The sequence below is a fragment of the Massilia sp. BAP21 genome (assembly GCF_057801335.1).
This window is the reverse complement of record NZ_CM173596.1, coordinates 1,065,783-1,083,818: the sequence shown is the minus strand read 5'-3', so window position 1 is coordinate 1,083,818 and position 18,036 is coordinate 1,065,783. Positions and strand designations below refer to the sequence as shown.

Annotated in this window: 15 protein-coding genes; 11 read left to right on the top strand and 4 right to left on the bottom strand. The window is 66.5% G+C overall.

Annotation, left to right across the window (positions count from 1 at the left end):
* The first annotated feature begins 137 nt into the window (after positions 1-137).
* Together ACWYRN_RS04765 and ACWYRN_RS04760 are read left to right on the top strand one after the other, a co-directional pair.
* The gene (locus ACWYRN_RS04765; RefSeq protein ID WP_488691380.1) at positions 138-1,019 is read left to right on the top strand and encodes a M48 family metallopeptidase; all 882 of its coding nucleotides are present in this window, start codon (positions 138-140) and stop codon (positions 1,017-1,019) included.
* A gap of 3 nt (positions 1,020-1,022) precedes the next feature.
* Positions 1,023-1,946, top strand: coding sequence for a pseudouridine synthase (locus tag ACWYRN_RS04760; RefSeq protein ID WP_488691379.1), 924 nt, complete (start codon positions 1,023-1,025; stop codon positions 1,944-1,946).
* 190 nt (positions 1,947-2,136) lie between these two features.
* Here the strand turns inward: ACWYRN_RS04760 and ACWYRN_RS04755 are convergent, their stop codons facing one another.
* Complete coding sequence (locus ACWYRN_RS04755; RefSeq protein WP_488691378.1) at positions 2,137-2,907, bottom strand: exodeoxyribonuclease III; 771 nt, start codon at positions 2,905-2,907, stop codon at positions 2,137-2,139.
* 186 nt (positions 2,908-3,093) lie between these two features.
* On the opposite strand from ACWYRN_RS04755, the gene ACWYRN_RS04750 reads away from it, so the two are divergent.
* From ACWYRN_RS04750 to ACWYRN_RS04740, 3 genes are all read left to right on the top strand, one after another.
* Positions 3,094-5,616 (top strand): hybrid sensor histidine kinase/response regulator, encoded by a 2,523-nt coding sequence (locus tag ACWYRN_RS04750; RefSeq protein ID WP_488691377.1) that lies wholly within the window; start codon positions 3,094-3,096, stop codon positions 5,614-5,616.
* A gap of 141 nt (positions 5,617-5,757) precedes the next feature.
* The gene (gene pyrE / locus ACWYRN_RS04745; RefSeq protein ID WP_229438207.1) at positions 5,758-6,420 is read left to right on the top strand and encodes an orotate phosphoribosyltransferase; all 663 of its coding nucleotides are present in this window, start codon (positions 5,758-5,760) and stop codon (positions 6,418-6,420) included.
* 4 nt (positions 6,421-6,424) lie between these two features.
* Entirely contained in the window at positions 6,425-7,126 is a 702-nt protein-coding gene (locus tag ACWYRN_RS04740) for a DUF6624 domain-containing protein (protein ID WP_488691376.1), read from the top strand.
* A 54-nt stretch (positions 7,127-7,180) separates the two neighbouring features.
* Here the strand turns inward: ACWYRN_RS04740 and gatB are convergent, their stop codons facing one another.
* From gatB to gatC, 3 genes are all read right to left on the bottom strand, one after another.
* Entirely contained in the window at positions 7,181-8,641 is a 1,461-nt protein-coding gene (gene gatB, locus ACWYRN_RS04735; RefSeq protein WP_488691375.1) for an Asp-tRNA(Asn)/Glu-tRNA(Gln) amidotransferase subunit GatB, read from the bottom strand.
* Between the two features lie 141 nt (positions 8,642-8,782).
* Positions 8,783-10,258 carry an Asp-tRNA(Asn)/Glu-tRNA(Gln) amidotransferase subunit GatA gene (gene gatA, locus ACWYRN_RS04730; RefSeq protein WP_488691374.1) on the bottom strand — a complete coding sequence of 492 codons (1,476 nt, stop codon included), beginning with the start codon at positions 10,256-10,258 and terminating at the stop codon, positions 8,783-8,785.
* 30 nt (positions 10,259-10,288) lie between these two features.
* A complete protein-coding gene (gene gatC / locus ACWYRN_RS04725; protein ID WP_488691373.1) occupies positions 10,289-10,588 on the bottom strand; it encodes an Asp-tRNA(Asn)/Glu-tRNA(Gln) amidotransferase subunit GatC in 300 nt (99 codons plus the stop codon).
* Positions 10,589-10,909: 321 nt separating this feature from the next.
* Between gatC and ACWYRN_RS04720 the strand changes: the two genes are divergently transcribed.
* From ACWYRN_RS04720 to ACWYRN_RS04695, 6 genes are all read left to right on the top strand, one after another.
* Positions 10,910-11,953, top strand: a complete 1,044-nt coding sequence (locus ACWYRN_RS04720) for a rod shape-determining protein (RefSeq protein WP_229438202.1) — start codon at positions 10,910-10,912, stop codon at positions 11,951-11,953.
* A gap of 134 nt (positions 11,954-12,087) precedes the next feature.
* The gene (gene mreC / locus ACWYRN_RS04715; RefSeq protein ID WP_488691372.1) at positions 12,088-13,299 is read left to right on the top strand and encodes a rod shape-determining protein MreC; all 1,212 of its coding nucleotides are present in this window, start codon (positions 12,088-12,090) and stop codon (positions 13,297-13,299) included.
* Complete coding sequence (gene mreD / locus ACWYRN_RS04710; protein WP_229438200.1) at positions 13,300-13,818, top strand: rod shape-determining protein MreD; 519 nt, start codon at positions 13,300-13,302, stop codon at positions 13,816-13,818.
* A 10-nt stretch (positions 13,819-13,828) separates the two neighbouring features.
* Positions 13,829-15,814 carry a penicillin-binding protein 2 gene (gene mrdA, locus ACWYRN_RS04705; protein ID WP_488691371.1) on the top strand — a complete coding sequence of 662 codons (1,986 nt, stop codon included), beginning with the start codon at positions 13,829-13,831 and terminating at the stop codon, positions 15,812-15,814.
* Positions 15,815-15,816: 2 nt separating this feature from the next.
* The gene (gene rodA / locus ACWYRN_RS04700; RefSeq protein ID WP_488691370.1) at positions 15,817-16,932 is read left to right on the top strand and encodes a rod shape-determining protein RodA; all 1,116 of its coding nucleotides are present in this window, start codon (positions 15,817-15,819) and stop codon (positions 16,930-16,932) included.
* 14 nt (positions 16,933-16,946) lie between these two features.
* Positions 16,947-17,990, top strand: a complete 1,044-nt coding sequence (locus ACWYRN_RS04695; protein ID WP_488691369.1) for a septal ring lytic transglycosylase RlpA family protein — start codon at positions 16,947-16,949, stop codon at positions 17,988-17,990.
* Positions 17,991-18,036: the final 46 nt, after the last annotated feature.

Genomic DNA, 18,036 nt, shown 5'->3' with positions numbered 1-18,036 from the left:
CGGTCCCCGCCGCCATCTCCGGCAAGGCCGCGTGACCTCGACAGTTGCACCGGCTCCCGTTTGTCGTTATCGTGCGTACCCCATCCGCGCATTTCTGCGACGATGCTGTTGACAAAAACAGCACGCCACTTATTGCCATGAAAAAACTCAAACACATCGCCCTCTGCGCCGCCTTGCTGGCCAGTGTCGGCACGGTCCAGGCCCAGGACAAGGTCGTCCAGGACGGCATCGCCGTCAAGCCGCTGTCGCGCGTGCGCGTACTGGTGCCGGAAGAGCAGATGAACGAGGCTGCCTCCCAGCAGTACCGCGAGATGCTCTCCCAGGCCCAGCAAAAGGGCGCCCTGGTCGCCGCCACCGATCCGCAAGTGAAACGCCTGCGCGCCGTGGCCCAGCGCATCATCCCGCACACCCCGCGCTGGAACCAATCCGCCAAGAACTGGCAATGGGAAGTCAATTTGTTCAACTCGAATCAGGTGAACGCTTTCTGCATGCCGGGCGGGCGCATCGGCTTCTTTACCGGCATCATCGACCAGCTGAAACTGAGCGACGACGAAATGGCCGCCATCATGGGCCACGAAATCGCCCACGCCCTGCGCGAACACGGACGCGAGCGCACGGCGAAATCCGGCATCACCTCGATGGTGGCGCGCGGCGCCGGGGCGCTCGGCTCGGCCATCTTCGGCATCGACCCGAGTATCACCAACACCGTCACCGGCCTGGTCGGGCAGGGCGTGGTCCTCAAATTCTCGCGCGACGAAGAGCGCGAAGCCGACCTGGTCGGCCTCGACATCGCGGCGCGCGCCGGCTACGACCCGCGCGCCGGCATCGTCTTGTGGCGCAAGATGGCCATGCTGAACAAGGGCGCGCCGCCGGAATTCCTGTCGACCCACCCGGGCGGCGATACCCGCATCCACGACATGGAAAAGCACATGAACGTGCTGCTGCCGCTGTACGCGCGCGCCAAGGGCACGACGGTGAACCAGCTGCCGCCTTACCGGGCCAACGTCGTGCTGAAGTAATCCATGGGTCGCCAGGCAGAAGCCAATTCGTATGTTCCGCTGCCGATCCGCAACGGCGTCGCACCCAGCTACTTGTGGCTGACCGAAACGCGCGCCGGCGGCATGCTGCGCTTTTTGGCCGAGCGCTTCCCGGACGTGTCGCTGGAGTCGTGGGCGGCGCGTTTGCAACGCGGCGAAGTCGTCGACGCACAGGGCAAGCCGCTGCAAGCGGACAGCCATGTCCGCCAGGGCATGCGCATCTGGTACTACCGCGAGCTGGACGAACCCGAGACGCCGATCCCGTTCAGGGAGCGCATCCTGTTCCAGGACGAGCACCTGCTGATCGTCGACAAGCCGCACTTCCTGCCGATGATCCCGACCGGGCGCTTCCTGCACGAGACCCTGCTGGTGCGCCTGAAGGCCCAGCTCGAACTGCCGCACCTGGTGCCGATCCACCGCCTCGACCGCGAAACGGCGGGCGTGGTGATCTTCTCGCACAATCCGGACACGCGCGGCAAGTACCAGTCGATGTTCCAGAAGCGCGTGGTGAAAAAGGTGTACGAGGCGCTGGCCGGCCCGATCGAGGGACGTGCATTTCCCTTCACCTACCGCAGCCGCATGCAGGATGCGGAACAGTTTTTCGTCAGCGAAGAAGTGCCGGGCGAGCCGAATTCGGAAACCGTGGTGGAGATGATCGAGCGCCGCGGCGACGTGGTGCGCTACCGCCTGCATCCGCACACCGGGCGCAAGCACCAACTGCGGCTGCACCTGTCTTCATTGGGCGCGCCGATCCTGAACGACGCCTTCTACCCGGTGGCGCTGCCCTGCAAGGGCGACGATTTCAGCGCGCCGCTGCAACTGCTGGCGCGCGCGATCAGTTTCGAGGATCCGCTGACGGGGGAGATGCGAACGTTCGAGAGCGAACGCTCGCTGGACTGGCCGCCGTGACATCTTCGACTCCCAGCCTCAGCGCGGAGGTAGGGTGGACGGCTCCGCCGTCCACGCGTCGGTCGCTGGCAGCAGGATCATCCGGCACGAAATCGGCGCCGATAACGATCGACGCGTGGACGGGGAACCCGCCTTCCGTGGCCCGGTCCACCCTACGCGGTCGACACGGACGGCCGCGCAAGCCGAAGGTTCAAAGTTTGTAATCGATGATCAGCGGCGCGTGATCCGAGAAGCGCTCGTCCTTGTACACCGACACCGCATGCGCCGTCGCCGCAATGCCCGGCGTCGCCACATGGTAGTCGATGCGCCACCCCACGTTATTCGCCCAGGCCTGCCCGCGGTTGCTCCACCACGTATAGTCGGCCGCGTCCGGCGCCACCACGCGGTGCACGTCCACCAGGCCCAGTTCGTCGAAGATGCGCGTCATCCAGGCGCGTTCTTCCGGCAGAAAGCCCGAGTTCTTCTGGTTGCTTTTCCAATTTTTAAGATCGAGTTCCTTGTGCGCGATGTTCCAGTCGCCGCAGATCACCACTTCGCGCCCCTCGGCCTTCAGTTCCTGCAAATGCGGCAGGAAGGCTTCCATGAAGCGGAACTTGGCCAGCTGGCGCTCGGGCGAGGACGAGCCCGACGGCGCGTACAGCGAGATCACGGTGAGGTTGCCGAAGTCGCAACGGGTGTAGCGGCCTTCGGCGTCGAATTCCGCGCAGCCGAAGCCGATGCGCTTGTTGTCCGGCGCAGTGCGGCTATACACGCCGGTGCCCGAGTAGCCTTTCTTTTCGGCGTAGTGGAAGTGGCCATGGTAACCGTGCGGCTTGAACAGCTCCTCGGTCATGTCGGCTTCCTGGCACTTCAGTTCCTGCACGCAGATGAAGTCGGCGTCCTGCTTGGCCAGCCAGTTGAAAAAACCCTTCTTGTGGGCGGAACGGATGCCGTTCAGGTTCGCGGAAATAATTCGTGGCATTGGTAGAGAAATAAGGAAAAGCGGGGGAGTGTGACCTGGCCGCAACGTAGGCGGGCCAATAGTGTAACCCGTTTTTCAAGGTCCGGAAATGCATACCGGCAATCTGTTAAACTCGTATGCATGCGAAGTAATTTCCCTGCTTCACCTCTCTGCTCGCCTCCCTTGCCACTATCCCCGGAGTCCAATGTGTTGACCAGCCTCGACGACGCGCCGCAGCATGGCGCCGGCGGACCTGCGCCTGCCGTTCACTTCTTCGATAGCGATACCGCCCTGCTCGACGAGGCCGCCGATTTCATCGACGCGGCCCTGCGCGCCGGCGGCATTGGCCTCCTGTTCGCCACGCCGGAACATGTGGCCGAGCTGCGCCGGCGCCTGGCAGGCTTCGGCAACGCGGACGGCGGCGCCTGCTGGTATCCAGGGCGCCTGGCCGTGCTCGACGCCGAAGCGACACTGGCCGCCTTCATGCTCGACGGCCGGCCGGATGCGGGGCGCTTCCGCGCCATCGTCGGCAAGGCGCTGGCGGCGGCAGGGGCGAACGGCGGCCCGGTGCACGCGTTTGCCGAGATGGTGGCGCTGCTGTCTGCGCGCGGCGAGTACGATGCCGCCGTGGACCTCGAGGGGCTCTGGAATGCGCTCGGCAGCGACCACCATTTTTCGCTGTTTCGCGGCAGCCCGACAGCGCCCCTGGCTGCGGGCAGCGCATTCACGCACAAACCCATGCGCCAGCACGGCGCGGCCAGCGCGCAGCTGCAGAACCAGCAGCTCGAAGCCGAGATCGCGCGCCGCAAGGCGGCCGAGCAGACCCTGCGCCGGCGCGAAAAGGAATTCGCCGACTTCGTAGAGAACGCCGCCGAAGGCCTGCACCGCGTGGCTGGTGACGGCACCATCGTCTGGGCCAACCGCGCCGAACTGCAGATGCTCGGCTACAGCTGGGACGAATACGTCGGCCACCACATCGCCGACTTCCACGTCGACGCCCCGGTCATCGAGCACATCCTGGCTACCCTGGCCTCGGGCGGCACCCTGTACGACCAGCCGGCGCGCCTGTGCTGCAAGGATGGCTCGGTCAAGCACGTGGTGATCCATTCGAACGGCTACTTCGAGGATGGCCAGCTGCGCTACACGCGCTGCTTCACGCGCGACGCCACCGAACGCCACCAGCGCGACGCCGCCCTGGCCCAGCGCGACCGCATGCTGCTCAACGCGCCGGTCGCCACCGCCTTGCTCACCGGGCCGGCGCTGCGCTTTCGTCTGGCCAACCGCCGCTTCCACGAGCTGGTCGGACGCAGCGGCCTGGAAGGGCAGGCCTTCGGCGCCGCCTTCCCGCACTGGCAGGGCAGTGCCATCGCCGGCCTGCTCGAACAGGCTTATGCCAGCGCGCAGCCGGTGACGGTCGAAGAGTTGCGCGTCGAACTGGCGCGCGCCGGCGGCGGCTTCGAGGAGCGCTACCTGCAGCTCAGCCTCGAGCCCCTGAACGACCGTCCCGACCACAGCGCCGGCGAAGAGCAGGGCGTGATCCTGGTCGCGGCCGACGTCACCGAGCAGGTGCGCAGCCGGCGCAGCCTGGAACGCGCCCACACCGAGCGCGAGCAGCTGCTGGAAGAACTCACGGCGGCCAATCGCACCAAGGACGACTTCCTGGCCATGCTCGGCCACGAACTGCGCAATCCGTTGTCGCCGATCGTCACCGCGCTGCAGCTGATGCGCATGCGCGGCGAATCGGCGGCGCTGCGCGAGCGCGAGATCATCGAACGCCAGGTCGAGCACCTGGTGCGCTTGGTCGACGACCTGCTCGACGTGGCGCGCGCCACGCGCGGCCAGATCGAACTGAAGATCGAGCAGGTCGACGTGTCGCTGCCCGTGACCAAGGCGGTCGAGATGGCCAGCCCGCTGCTGGCCCAGCGCGGCCACCGCCTCGCGCTCGAGATCGAACCCGGCATGCTGTGGGAAGGCGACGCGATGCGCCTGGCCCAGGTGGTGTCGAACCTGCTGACAAACGCTGCCCGCTACACCGAGCCGGGCGGCGAAGTGAAGCTGCAGGCGCGCCGTGGCGACCCCGGCTGGCTGCGCATCGGCGTGTCCGACAACGGCATCGGCCTGGCGCCGGAGATGCTGGAGCAGGTGTTCGGCCTGTTCTTCCAGGGCAAACGCAGCGTCGACCGCACCGAGGGCGGCCTCGGCATCGGGCTGGCGCTGGTGAGGAACATCGTGGAACTGCACGGCGGTTCGGTCGAGGCGCACAGCGGCGGGCTGGGGCAGGGCAGCGAATTCGTGGTCTGCCTGCCGCTCAAGAACAGCAACGCCGCCCCGGAAACCGCGGACACGGCCGAGGAGCCGCAACAGGCCGGCAAGCGCCAGCGCATCCTGGTCGTCGACGACAACGTCGACGCGGCCGACATGCTGGGCCAGCTGTTGACGGCGCACGGCCACCAGGTGGCGGTCTTCAACGACCCCTTCGCCGCGCTGGAAGCGGCAGGGCGCCTGCAGCCCGACCTCGCCGTGCTCGACATCGGCCTGCCCGGCCTGGACGGCTACGAACTGGCCACGTGCCTGCGCAGCGTGCTGGGGAAGCACCCCTGCCGCCTGGTCGCCCTGTCCGGCTATGGCCAGGATGGAGACCGCCAGCGCAGCGAGGAAGCCGGTTTTGCGCAGCACCTGGTCAAGCCGATCGGCCCCGAGCAGGTAGCCCAGCTGGCCTCGGCGCCGTAGGGTGGTCGGCCCCACCGGAAACGTCGCTGCGACGCACCGCATGCGCCGCCCACGCGTTCAAACCACGCATCCCGGCCCGCTACCGAAGCCAGCACCCCCGCCGCAGATTACAATACCGCTTTTCGCATACAGGAGAACAGCGTGAGCAATCTGCGCCAGGAGTTTATTGCGTTTTCGGTCGAGACCGAAGTCCTTCGATTCGGTGAATTCACGACCAAGGCCGGGCGCCTCTCGCCTTATTTCTTCAACGCCGGCCTGTTCCACGACGGCGCCACCCTGGGCCGCCTGGCCCGCTTCTACGCCCAGACCCTGCTGGCATCCGGCGTCGAATTCGACATGCTGTTCGGCCCGGCCTACAAGGGCATCACCCTGGCATCGGCCACCGCCGTGGCGCTGGCCGCCGAAGGCCGCAACACCTCGTTCGCCTACAACCGCAAGGAAGCCAAGGACCACGGCGAAGGCGGCACCATCGTCGGCGCCAAACTGGCCGGCAAGGTCGTGATCGTCGACGACGTGATCTCGGCCGGTACTTCGGTGCGCGAATCGGTCGACATGATCCGCGCCGCCGGCGCCGAACCGGCTGCCGTGCTGATCGCGCTCGACCGCATGGAGCGCTCGGGCAAGGACGGCGCGCTGTCGGAACACTCGGCGGTGCAGCAGGTGGCGCAGGAATTCGGCATTCCGGTGATCTCGATCGCCAACCTCGACGACCTGTTCAGCTACCTGTCGAACGAAGCGGCGGGGGCGGACCTCGGTGCGCACAAGGAGGCCGTGGCGGCCTACCGCACCCGCTACGGGGTCTGAGGCGATGCGCCGCCTGATGCAAGCCGGCTGGACGGCGCTGTGCGTGGCGCTGCCCGCCTGTGCGCTGGCCGGCGAGACGGCCGCGGCCGCCACAGTCTGCCCCGGCGCGGCGGCCTGGGCAGCGGCGCACCCCGAGGAATCGGACGAGGCCGTGGCCCGGCGCGACGCCGCGCGCAGCTTTACCGACCCGCAACTGCGCGCCGAGCTGGCGCAACGCTTCGCCAGGGACCAGAAGGCGCGCACGGCAGCGGTCGCCAGGCCGGACAACGCGCGCGCATGGCGCGAGGTCACCCTGGCCGACGAAAGCAACTTCACGTGGCTGAAGGAACTGGTCGCCACCAGGGGCTTTCCCACCGCCGCCCAGGTGGGCGAGCAGGGCGTGACGCATGCCTGGATGCTGGTGCACCATGCCGACCACAACCGCGATTTCCAGGCGGCCCTGCTGCCGGTGCTGCGCCAGCGCGCCATCGACGGCGAGCTGGGCCTGAGCGAGTTCGCCAAGTTCACCGACAGGGTCCTGAAAGGCCATGGCCGCCCGCAGTACTACGGCACCCAGTTCCGGCCCGAGGAATGGGCCACGCCGCATTTCGGCCTGCCCGACGAAGCCAGCGTGCGCGAAGTCGAGGCACATCGGCGCGAACTAGGCATCATGCCCCTGGCCGATTATGTCTGCATGATGAGCGAAGCGAGAAGGCCAAGACCTTGAACAGGGCGAAAAAAACCGGAGCATGCTCCGGTTTTTTTGTTTTCAGCGACGCGTTCAACCCGCCAGTTTCTTCTTCAGCAACTCGGTCACCTGGGCCGGATTCGCCTTGCCCTTCGAAGCCTTCATGGTCTGGCCAATCAGCGCATTGATTGCGGCTTCCTTGCCGGCGCGGTACTGCTCGACCGACTTGGCGTTCGCGGCCAGCACCTCATCGACGATGGCTTCCAGCGCGCCCGTGTCCGAGATCTGCTTCAGGCCCTTCTGCTCGATGACGGTGTCGGCCAGGTTTTCGTCGGTCGATTTCGCTTCCCACATCGCCGCGAACACTTCCTTGGCTGCCTTGTTCGAGATCGTGCCGTCGGCGATGCGCTTGACCAGCAGGGCCAGCTGCGAGGCTTCCACCGGCGAGGCGGTGATCTCCACGCCCTCGCGGTTCAGCGTGGAGGAGACGTCGCCCATCATCCAGTTGGCGATGACCTTGGCGTTTTCCTTGCCGGCTTTCGCCACCACGGCTTCGTAGTAGTTGGCCATGCCCTGCGACGAGGTCAGGATCAGGGCGTCGTATTCCGGCAGGCCGTAGTCGCCGGTGAAACGGGCGCGCATAGCGGCCGGCAGTTCCGGCATGCTGGCTTTCACGCGCTCGATCCATTCCTGCGAAATCGTCAGCGGCGGCAGGTCCGGGTCGGGGAAGTAGCGGTAGTCCTGCGCGTCTTCCTTCGAGCGCATGGCGCGGGTTTCCTTGCGATCCGGGTCCCACAGGCGGGTGGCCTGCTGGACCTTGCCGCCGTCTTCGATCAGCTCGATCTGGCGCCGCACCTCGTAGTGGATCGCTTCTTCCATGAAGCGGAAGGAGTTCAGGTTCTTGATCTCGCAGCGGGTGCCGAATTCCTGCTGGCCCATCGGGCGCACCGAGACGTTGACGTCGCAGCGGAAGGAACCTTCCTGCATGTTGCCGTCGCAGACGCCGAGCCACATCACCAGGCCGTGCAGGGCTTTCGCATAAGCGACCGCTTCGGCGGCGCTGCGCATTTCCGGTTCCGACACGATTTCGAGCAGCGGCGTGCCGGCGCGGTTCAGGTCGATGCCGGTCATGCCGGCGTAGTCTTCGTGCAGCGACTTGCCGGCGTCTTCTTCCAGGTGGGCCCGGGTCAGGTTGACGGTCTTCGTCTCCAGCTTGCCGTCTTTTTCGAAGGCGAAGGTGAGGGTGCCGCCCTGGACCACCGGTTCCTCGAACTGGCTGATCTGGTAGCCCTTCGGCAGGTCGGGGTAGAAGTAGTTCTTGCGCGCGAAGACCGAGTGCGGCGCGATCTTTGCACCCACTGCCAGGCCGAAGCGGATGGCGCGTTCGACGGCGCCCTTGTTCATCACGGGCAGCACGCCCGGCAGGGCCAGGTCCACGGGGCTGGCCTGCGTGTTCGGCTCGGCGCCGAACTGGATCGAGCTGCCGCTGAAGATTTTCGAGTTGGTCGTGAGCTGGACGTGGTTCTCAAGACCGATGACGACTTCCCATTGCATGGTGTTCTCTCTTTTCTGTTCGGTTCGCATTGAGGGCGCGGGCTGTTCGTTTGTGCCGCCGCAGGCCGTTCATGCGTCACGCGTGGGCACGGGGTGCCTATCGCGGCCCGGCCCACCCTACGGTGTTCGCCAATAATGACGTTAGATGTTTTCTGGTGTCCGTTGGTGCCAGTCGGTGACTTGCTGGTACTGGTGCGCGATGTTCAGCAGCTTGGCTTCGGCAAAGTAGTTGCCGATGATTTGCAGGCCGACCGGGCGCTTGGCGTTCTTTTCGCCCTGGCCGAAACCGCACGGGATCGACATGCCGGGCAGGCCGGCCAGGCTGGTCGACAGGGTGTAGATGTCGGCCAGGTAGTTGGCGACCGGGTCGTTGGCCTTGTCGCCCAGGTCCCAGGCCACCGTCGGCGCCACCGGGCCCATGATCACGTCGCACTTGTCGGCAAAGGCGGCCTGGAAGTCGTCGGCGATCAGGCGGCGGATCTTTTGCGCCTGGACGTAGTAGGCGTCGTAGTAGCCGTGGCACAGCACATAGGTGCCGACCATGATGCGGCGCTGGACTTCGCGGCCGAAGCCTTCGGCGCGCGTTTTCTTGTACATGTCCTGCAGATCCTTGTACTCGCTGGCGCGGTGGCCGTAGCGCACGCCATCGAAGCGCGACAGGTTCGAGGAAGCCTCGGCCGGGGCGATGATGTAGTAGGTCGGGATCGACAGCGCCGTCTTCGGCAGCGAGATGTCGACCAGGGTCGCGCCCAGCTTGACGAACTGCTCCAGCGCGGCGCGCACTGCGGCTTCCACATCGGAAGCCAGGCCTTCGCCGAAGTATTCGCTCGGCACGCCGATGCGCAGGCCGGTGAGCGGCTGGTTCAGCTCGCGCGTGAAGTCTTCCTGCAGGTTGCCCTGTTCCGGCGTGAGGCTGGTCGAATCGCGCACGTCGTGGCCGACCATGTCGTTGAGCAGCAGGGCGCAGTCTTCGGCGGTCTGGGCGATCGGGCCGCCCTGGTCGAGCGAGGAAGCGAACGCGATCATGCCGAAGCGCGACACGCGGCCGTAGGTTGGCTTGATGCCGGTAACGCCGCAGAAGGCGGCCGGCTGGCGGATCGAGCCGCCGGTGTCGGTGGCAGTGGCGGCCGGCGCCAGGCGCGCGGCGATCGCGGCGGCCGAACCGCCCGAGGAGCCACCCGGGACCGCTTTCGCATCCCAGGGATTGTGCACCGGCGCGAAGGCCGAGTTCTCGTTCGACGAGCCCATCGCGAATTCGTCGAGGTTCACCTTGCCCAGCGTGACCATGCCGGCGTTGTTGAAGCGCTCGACCACGGTGGCGTCGAAGGGGCTGACGTAGTTGGCCAGCATCTTCGAGCCGGCAGTCGTGCGCCAGCCGCGCGTGACGAAGATATCCTTGTGGGCGATCGGGACGCCGGTGAGGGGACCGGCAGTGCCTTCGGCGATGCGCGCATCGGCGGCGGCGGCCTGGGCCAGCGTCAGTTCCGGGTCGACGTGCAGGAAGGCGTTGTGCCCGCTGGCCTCGATGCGGCCCAGGTAGTGGCGGGTCAGCTCGGTGCTGGAGATCTGCTTCGCGTGCAGCAGCGCCGACAGCTCTTTGATAGTCTTGTTATGCATATGCGTGTTCTGTTCGTAGAAGCGGCGGGATTACTCGATCACCTTCGGCACCAGGTACAAGCCGTCCTGGGCCTTCGGGGCCGGCACCTGGTAGGCGTCGCGGCGGTTGTCTTCCGTGACCTCGTCTTCGCGCAGGCGCAGCGGCAGGGCGAGGATCGCGGCCAGCGGATGCGCCAGCGGCGCGACGCCGGTGGTGTCGACCGCCTGCATCTGTTCGGCCAGGGCGAAAATGCCGTTCAGCTCGGACAGCGCGGTCTCGGCGTGGGCGTCGTCCATATCGAGCTGGGCCAGGTTGGCGATCCGTTTTACGTCTGAAAGAGTCAGGGACATGGCAAAGGGCGCGGCCGGGGCCGCGTTCAAAGTGTGGTTGGGCGAATAACGATATGGCGGCACACGATGTTGAACAGCGTGCTACGGTCGATAAAACCTTGCTAATACCGTCGATCTCGCTTCAGGAACTAGGGGGTAAAACCACCTGTTTTCAGCGTTTAATCGGTAAATTATAAGGTAGAATGGCGGGCTAATGCGTGGTCGGCGCCGAATGAGCGCGGCCAATCAGCTATACGAAGACCGCCGGGCGCTGGCAGGGCCGACGCGGCAAGAACACTCCCGATTAATTGTTAGGCGCGGCTAACGCGCATCAGGACACACATGTTTGGTTCTTTACGCAGCTACTTCTCGAACGACCTGGCCATCGACCTGGGTACCGCCAATACGCTGATCTACGTGCGCGGCCAGGGCATCGTGCTGGATGAACCGTCGGTCGTGGCGATCCGCCAGCAAGGCGGCCCGAACGGCAAGAAAACGATCCAGGCGGTCGGCCAGAAGGCCAAGCAGATGCTGGGCAAAGTGCCGGGCAACATCGAGGCGATCCGCCCGATGAAGGACGGCGTGATCGCCGACTTCACCGTCACCGAAGAAATGCTCAAGCAGTTCATCCGCATGGTGCACGATTCGAAGTTCTTCCGCCCGTCGCCGCGCATCATCATCTGCGTGCCTTGCGGTTCGACCCAGGTCGAGCGCCGCGCGATCCGCGAATCGGCGCTCGGCGCCGGCGCCTCGCAGGTGTTCCTGATCGAAGAGCCGATGGCCGCCGCGCTTGGCGCCGGCCTGCCGGTCTCGGACGCCACCGGCTCGATGGTGGTCGACATCGGCGGCGGCACCACCGAAGTGGGCATCATCTCGCTGGGCGGCATGGTCTACAAGGGCTCGGTGCGCGTGGGCGGCGACAAGTTCGACGAAGCGATCGTCAACTACATCCGCCGCAACTACGGCATGCTGATCGGCGAACAGACCGCCGAGGCGATCAAGAAGGCCATCGGCTCGGCCTTCCCGGGCTCCGAAGTCAAGGAAATGGAAGTCAAGGGCCGCAATTTGTCCGAAGGCATCCCGCGTGCCTTCACGATTTCGAGCAACGAGATCCTGGAAGCGCTGACCGACCCGCTCAACAACATCGTTTCGGCCGTTAAGAACGCACTCGAACAGACCCCGCCGGAACTGGGCGCCGACATCGCCGAGAAGGGCATGATGCTGACCGGCGGCGGCGCGCTGCTGCGCGACCTCGACCGCCTGCTGATGGAAGAGACCGGCCTGCCGGTGCTGGTGGCCGAAGACCCGCTGACCTGCGTGGTGCGCGGCTCGGGCATGGCGCTCGATCACAACGACAAGCTGGGTTCGATCTTCTCGTACGAGTAAGCCGGGAAGCGCGTCCTGCAGCGGCCGCACCGGCCGGTTGTCGAGAAAAAAGCGTGGGCAGCGGAACGGCGTCGCCGTGCCCCTGCCCATTCGCCTATTCCGTTATCGGGTTCGCCCGGTCTTAATCGAAAGTCATGGAATACAGTCCTCCGCCGCTTTTCAAACAGGGCGCCCCCGCGCGGGTGAAGGTGACGGTGTTCGCGCTGGTGTCGATCGTGCTGCTGGTGGTCGATGCGCGCATGCACCTGCTCGGCACCGTACGCCAGGTGGCCGCCACCGTGCTCTATCCGCTGCAGATGGCCGCGCTGATGCCGCGCGACGCCGTGTACGGCATGGGCGATTATTTCTCCTCGATCGCCAGCCTGCAGAAGGAAGTGGTCGCGCTCAAGAACCAGCAGGTGGCCCAGGCCCAGGCCATGCAGCAGGCCCAGCTCCAGATGGCCGAGAACGCCCACCTGCGGCGCCTGCTCGACGCCAGGGAACACCTGCCGGTGCAGGCCATCATGGGCGAGATCCTGTACGACACGCGCGACCCGTCGACGCGCCGCATCGTGCTCGACCGCGGCACGCGCAACGGCGTGCAGCTCGGCCTGCCCGTGATCGACAACCTCGGGGTGGTCGGCCAGATCACCCGCGTCTTCCCGTTCACCTCCGAAGTCACGCTCCTGACCGACAAGGACCAGGCCATTCCGGTGCAGGTGCTGCGCTCGGGCCTGCGCAGCGTGGCTTATGGCCGCGGCCACTCGGGCGTGCTCGACCTGCGCTTCGTGGCGCCGAACGCCGACATCCAGGTTGGCGACGTGTTGATCACCTCGGGCCTGGACGGCATCTATCCGGCCGGCCTGGCCGTGGCCAGGGTGGTGCAGGTGGAAAGCGTGGCCGCCGGCGCCTTTGGCCGCGTGGTGTGCCAGCCGCTGGCCGGCATCGACCGCAACCGCCAGCTCCTGATCGTGATGTCGCAGGCGGCGCGCGAGCCGAGGCCCGCCGAGGTGCCGCACGTGCCGGCCCAGTCCGGGGCGCGCCGCAACCTGCCGAAGATGGAGCCGGTGCCGTTGCCGCCGCTGCCCGCCACGCCGCTGCCGGCCCAGGCGCCGGCGGCGAATCCGAACGGCACCGCGGGCGTGCCAGCGCTGCCGGGCGCCGCCGCGCCGGCGACTGCACCTGCGCCCGCCAACGGCGCCGGCCAGCGTCCGGCAAGCGGCGCGGCCAGGACGCCTGCAGGCGCATCCCCGGCCGCGCCTGCAACCGCGCCCGCGCCGGCTGCGCAAGGCGCGGCCCGTCCCGGCGCCGCACCCGCCGCCGCCGTCCAACCGAACCAGCCGGCCGTCCGCAAGGAGGGTGCGTAAATGCCCGCCAACCGTCCCCATTACATCCTGCTGCCGGTCAGCCCGCTGTTCATCGCGTTCAGCCTGACCTGCGCCTTCATGCTCAATCTGCTGCCCTGGGGCCGCTGGATCGGCGCGCCCGACTTCGTGGCGCTGGTGCTGGTCTTCTGGGGCATCCACCAGCCGCGCAAGGTCGGCATCGGCGTCGCCTTCTGCATGGGCCTGCTGATGGACGTGCACGACGCCACCCTGCTGGGCGAGAACGCGCTGGCCTATACGCTGCTGTCGTACGCGTCGATCATGATCCACCGCCGCGTGCTGTGGTTCCCGGTGCTGACGCAAGCCCTGCATGTGTTCCCGCTGCTGCTGCTGGCCCAGGCAATCCAGTCGCTGGTGCACGTGTTCGCCACCGGCCGCTTCGCCGGCTGGCTGCACTTCGTCGAAAGCGCCGTGGCCGTGGCCCTGTGGCCGGTGATTTCCTGGCTGCTGCTGGCGCCGCAGCGCCGCGCCGTCGACCGGGACCATACCCGTCCGATCTGAGTTCGTTTGAATGACTGAAATCAAAGACAGCGACCGCGAGATCCACCAGTTCCGCCTGCGCATGACCGCGCTGGCGGTGCTGGTGTTCGTCTGCTTCGGCATCCTCACGGCGCGCCTGGTCTGGCTGCAGGTGATCCACCACGACCAGTACATGGCGCAGGCCGAGGACAACCGCATCGCGCTGGTGCCGATCATGCCGAACCGGGGCCTGATCGTCGACCGCAACGGCGTGGTGCTGGCCCAGAACTACTCGGCCTACACGCTCGAGATCACGCCCTCGAAATTGCAGGCCAACCTGGAATCGGTGATCGACGAGCTGGCCAAGATCGTCAGCATCGAGCCCAAGGACCGCAAGCGCTTCAAGCGCCTGATGGAAGAGTCGCGCAGCTTCGCCAGCGTGCCGCTGCGCACCCGCCTCACCGACGACGAGGTGGCGCGCTTCACGGCCCAGCGCTTCCGCTTCCCGGGCGTCGAGGTGCAGGCGCGCCTGTTCCGCCAGTATCCGCTGGGCGAAGTCGCCTCGCACGTGGTCGGCTACATCGGCCGCATCAACGCCAAGGAAGCGGCGGCGCTGGAAGAAAGCGACGACGCCGCCAACTACAACGGCACCGACCACATCGGCAAGGAAGGCCTGGAGAAGAAATACGAGCGCTACCTGCACGGCACCACCGGCTACGAGGAAGTCGAGCGCTCGGCCGGCGGCCGCGCGATCCGCACGCTGTCGCGCCGCGCGCCGGTACCGGGCTCGAACCTGATCCTGTCGATCGACATCGAGCTGCAGAAGGTGGTCGAGGAGGCCTTCGGCAACCGCCGCGGCGCATTCGTCGCCATCGAGCCGGAGACCGGCGACGTGCTGGCCTATGTGTCGCGCCCGGGCTTCGACCCCAACCTGTTCGTCGACGGCATCGACACCCAGAGCTGGAACGAGCTGAACACCTCGCTCGACCGGCCGCTGATGAACCGGCCGCTGTCGGGCACCTATCCGCCCGGCTCGACCTTCAAGCCCTTCATGTCGCTGGCCGCGCTGGAACTCGGTTTCCGCCGCCCGGAGCAGGGCATCCGCGACGCCGGCTTCTTCATGCTCGGCGGGCACCGCTTCAACGACGACAAGCCGGGCGGCCACGGCTACGTGGACATGTACCGCTCGATCGCCGAGTCCTGCGATACCTATTACTACCAGCTCGGCAACGAGATGGGCATCGATAACATCGCCAAATTCATGGCGCCGTTCGGCTTCGGCTCGCCCACCGGCATCGACCTCGAGCACGAGAAGACCGGCGTGCTGCCCTCGAAGGAATGGAAGGCGAACCGCTTCAAGCGCAACCGCGCGGCCCAGAAGTGGGTGGGCGGCGACACCATTTCGATCTCGATCGGCCAGGGCTTCAACAACTACACCATGATCCAGCTGGCGCACGCGGTGGCCAACCTGGCCAACAACGGCGTGGTGATGAAGCCGCACCTGGTGAAGCTGATCGAGGACGGCGCCACGCGCGAGCGCACGCTGACCACGCCGAAGGAAAGCCGGCGCATCCCGCTGAAGCAGGAAAACATCGACTTCATCAAGCGCGCCATGGTCGGCGTGACCCAGGAAGCCTACGGCACCGGCCGCCGCGCCTTTGCGAATGCCGGCTATATCTCGGGCGGCAAGACCGGCACGGCGCAGGTGATCGGCCTGAAAGGCCAGAAGTACAACGCCCATGCGATCGACGAGCGCCACCGCGACAATGCGCTGTACACGGCGTTCGCGCCGGCCGACAAGCCGAAGATCGCGATTGCCCTCGTGGTCGAGAACGCCGGCTTCGGCGCGAGCGAGGCGGCGCCGATCGCGCGCAAGGCGCTCGATTACTACCTGCTCGGCAAGCGCCCGGCGCCGCCCGCGCCTGCTGCCGGCAAAGCCGCGGCCGGCGCCAAACCAGCCGCGACGGCTGCCCTGGCGCCGGCCAGGCCGGTCGCTGCTGCGGCCAACCCGGCCGCGCCGGCCACCACCAAGGAATAACGATGGCCTATTATCCCGAGCGGCGCTCGCTGAGCCGCCGCCTGAAACCGTATTTCACCGTGTTCGACTGGCCGCTGGCGATGGTGCTGTTCATGCTGCTCACCACCAGCATGATCACCATGTCCTCGGCCGGCCATGAATTCCCGGGCCGGGTCGAGGCGCAGATGCGCAACTTCATCCTGGCCTTCTTCATCATGTGGATGGCCGCCCTGGTGCCGCCGCAGACGCTGATGCGCCTGGCGGTGCCGGTGTACACCTTCGGCATTGCGCTACTGATCGCGGTGGCGCTGTTCGGCATCATCAAGAAAGGCTCGCGCCGCTGGCTGCACGTGGGTGTCGACATCCAGCCCTCGGAGATCATGAAGATCGCCACGCCGCTGATGATCGCCTGGTATTTCCAGCAAAAAGCGCGGCTGGACGACTGGAAGTCCTTCGTGGTGGCAGCGGTCCTGCTGATCATTCCGTTCACGCTGATCGCCAAGCAGCCCGACCTGGGCACGGCGCTGCTGGTCGGCGCCTCGGGTTTCTATGTGATCTTCCTGGCCGGCCTGTCCTGGAAGATGCTGGCCGGCCTGGCCGTGGCCGGCGCCGCCAGTTTGCCGGTGGCCTGGTCGATGCTGCACGATTACCAGCGCGAGCGCGTGATGACCCTGATCGACCCGACCTCGGACCCGCTCGGCAAGGGCTTCCACATCATCCAGTCGGTGATCGCGATCGGCTCGGGCGGGATGACCGGCAAGGGCTACCACCAGGGCACGCAAGGCCAGCTGGAATTCGTGCCGGAACAGACCACCGATTTCCTGTTCTCGGTCTACTCGGAAGAATTTGGGCTTGTCGGCAACCTATTTCTTTTGGTAATTTACCTGCTGCTGATCGGCCGCGGCATGATGATTGCGGCCAACGCCCCGAATCTGTTCTCCCGGCTGCTGGCCGGTTCGATCACGATGATCTTCTTTACGTATGCCTTTGTTAACATGGGCATGGTGAGCGGCATCCTTCCCGTGGTCGGCGTTCCGCTGCCTTTCATGAGCTATGGCGGGACGGCGTTCATTACCCTGGGGCTCGGCGCTGGTATATTGATGAGCATACAAAGGCACCGCAAGCTGGTGCAGACCTAGGAAAGGAAGCGCGCATGACCGCTTCGAGAATTCTCCCGGTGGTCATCGCGTTGGCAGCGTTGATGACCGGCTGCGGCACCACGAGCGACAACAAGAGCCTGGGTTCGCTGCCGTGGAAGCACAAGGCCGGCAAGCCGGGGGCGATCAATCCCAAGCTGCCGCCTGCGAACTCCGGCCGCGGCGGCTACTACAAGGACGACGGCCCCGGCACCGACATCCCGGAAGGGCTGGAATTCACGCCCGACGCCGTGGTCCGGGCCGAACCCTACGCCAAGTGGGCGAACCGGCCATATTCCGTCTTCGGCCAGACCTATACCCCGATCCTGCACGAGGAGCCCTTTGTCCAGAAGGGCGTGGCCAGCTGGTACGGCGTGAAGTTCCACGGCCAGAAGACGTCCTCGGGCGAACCCTACGACATGTACAAGATGACGGCCGCGCATCCGACGCTGCCGATTCCTTCGTACGCGCGCATCACCCACGTGGCCACCGGGCGCTCGGTGGTGGTGCGCATCAACGACCGCGGCCCCTTCCACGCCAACCGCGTGGTCGACGTGTCGTACACCGCCGCGCTGAAACTCGGCCTGCTGGGCAAGGGCAGCCACGAAGTCGAGCTGGAACGCCTGTTCCCGGGCGACGAAGTACGGCTGGCCGCCGAGCGCCGCGCCGCCACCTCGGCCGCTCAAGCGGCGCCGGCGCGGGTGGCGCCGGTACTCGATGCGCCGCCGGAAATCGCCGCCTTGATGCTGGAAGACCGCATGCAGTCCGACAGCGCCGCCGTGACCCAGGCGCTGCCCGCCGTGGCCGCCGCCACGGCCGCGGGCAAGGCCTCCGGTCAGTTCTATTTGCAGCTCGGCTCCTACAGCCGCGCCGACAAGGCCCAGGAGATGGGCCGCCTGCTGGCCGATGCCGGCCTGGCAGTGGGCGAGATCGAAGTGGTGCCGAGCGGGGCGGTGAACCGTTTGTATGGCGGACCGTTCGAGAGCCGCGCCGCGGCGCAGGAAGCGGCGCGCGGCTTGCCGGCGGGGTTGGGGATCAAGCCGATCGTGGTGAAGCGGTAAGCATCGGCGTTGGTGGTGTGCAGCGGTACGACGGCGTGGGCACAAG

What these genes read in the sequence shown, in the direction of transcription:
- ACWYRN_RS04720 (WP_229438202.1), top strand. Translation starts at nt 10,910, where the DNA reads ATGTTTGGTTCTTTACGCAGCTACTTCTCGAACGACCTGGCCATCGAC.
- ACWYRN_RS04765 (WP_488691380.1), top strand. Translation starts at nt 138, where the DNA reads ATGAAAAAACTCAAACACATCGCCCTCTGCGCCGCCTTGCTGGCCAGT.
- gatA (WP_488691374.1), bottom strand. Translation starts at nt 10,258, where the DNA reads ATGCATAACAAGACTATCAAAGAGCTGTCGGCGCTGCTGCACGCGAAG.
- ACWYRN_RS04760 (WP_488691379.1), top strand. Translation starts at nt 1,023, where the DNA reads ATGGGTCGCCAGGCAGAAGCCAATTCGTATGTTCCGCTGCCGATCCGC.
- mreD (WP_229438200.1), top strand. Translation starts at nt 13,300, where the DNA reads ATGCCCGCCAACCGTCCCCATTACATCCTGCTGCCGGTCAGCCCGCTG.
- gatC (WP_488691373.1), bottom strand. Translation starts at nt 10,588, where the DNA reads ATGTCCCTGACTCTTTCAGACGTAAAACGGATCGCCAACCTGGCCCAG.
- rodA (WP_488691370.1), top strand. Translation starts at nt 15,817, where the DNA reads ATGGCCTATTATCCCGAGCGGCGCTCGCTGAGCCGCCGCCTGAAACCG.
- mrdA (WP_488691371.1), top strand. Translation starts at nt 13,829, where the DNA reads ATGACTGAAATCAAAGACAGCGACCGCGAGATCCACCAGTTCCGCCTG.
- gatB (WP_488691375.1), bottom strand. Translation starts at nt 8,641, where the DNA reads ATGCAATGGGAAGTCGTCATCGGTCTTGAGAACCACGTCCAGCTCACG.
- ACWYRN_RS04755 (WP_488691378.1), bottom strand. Translation starts at nt 2,907, where the DNA reads ATGCCACGAATTATTTCCGCGAACCTGAACGGCATCCGTTCCGCCCAC.
- ACWYRN_RS04740 (WP_488691376.1), top strand. Translation starts at nt 6,425, where the DNA reads ATGCGCCGCCTGATGCAAGCCGGCTGGACGGCGCTGTGCGTGGCGCTG.
- ACWYRN_RS04695 (WP_488691369.1), top strand. Translation starts at nt 16,947, where the DNA reads ATGACCGCTTCGAGAATTCTCCCGGTGGTCATCGCGTTGGCAGCGTTG.
- mreC (WP_488691372.1), top strand. Translation starts at nt 12,088, where the DNA reads ATGGAATACAGTCCTCCGCCGCTTTTCAAACAGGGCGCCCCCGCGCGG.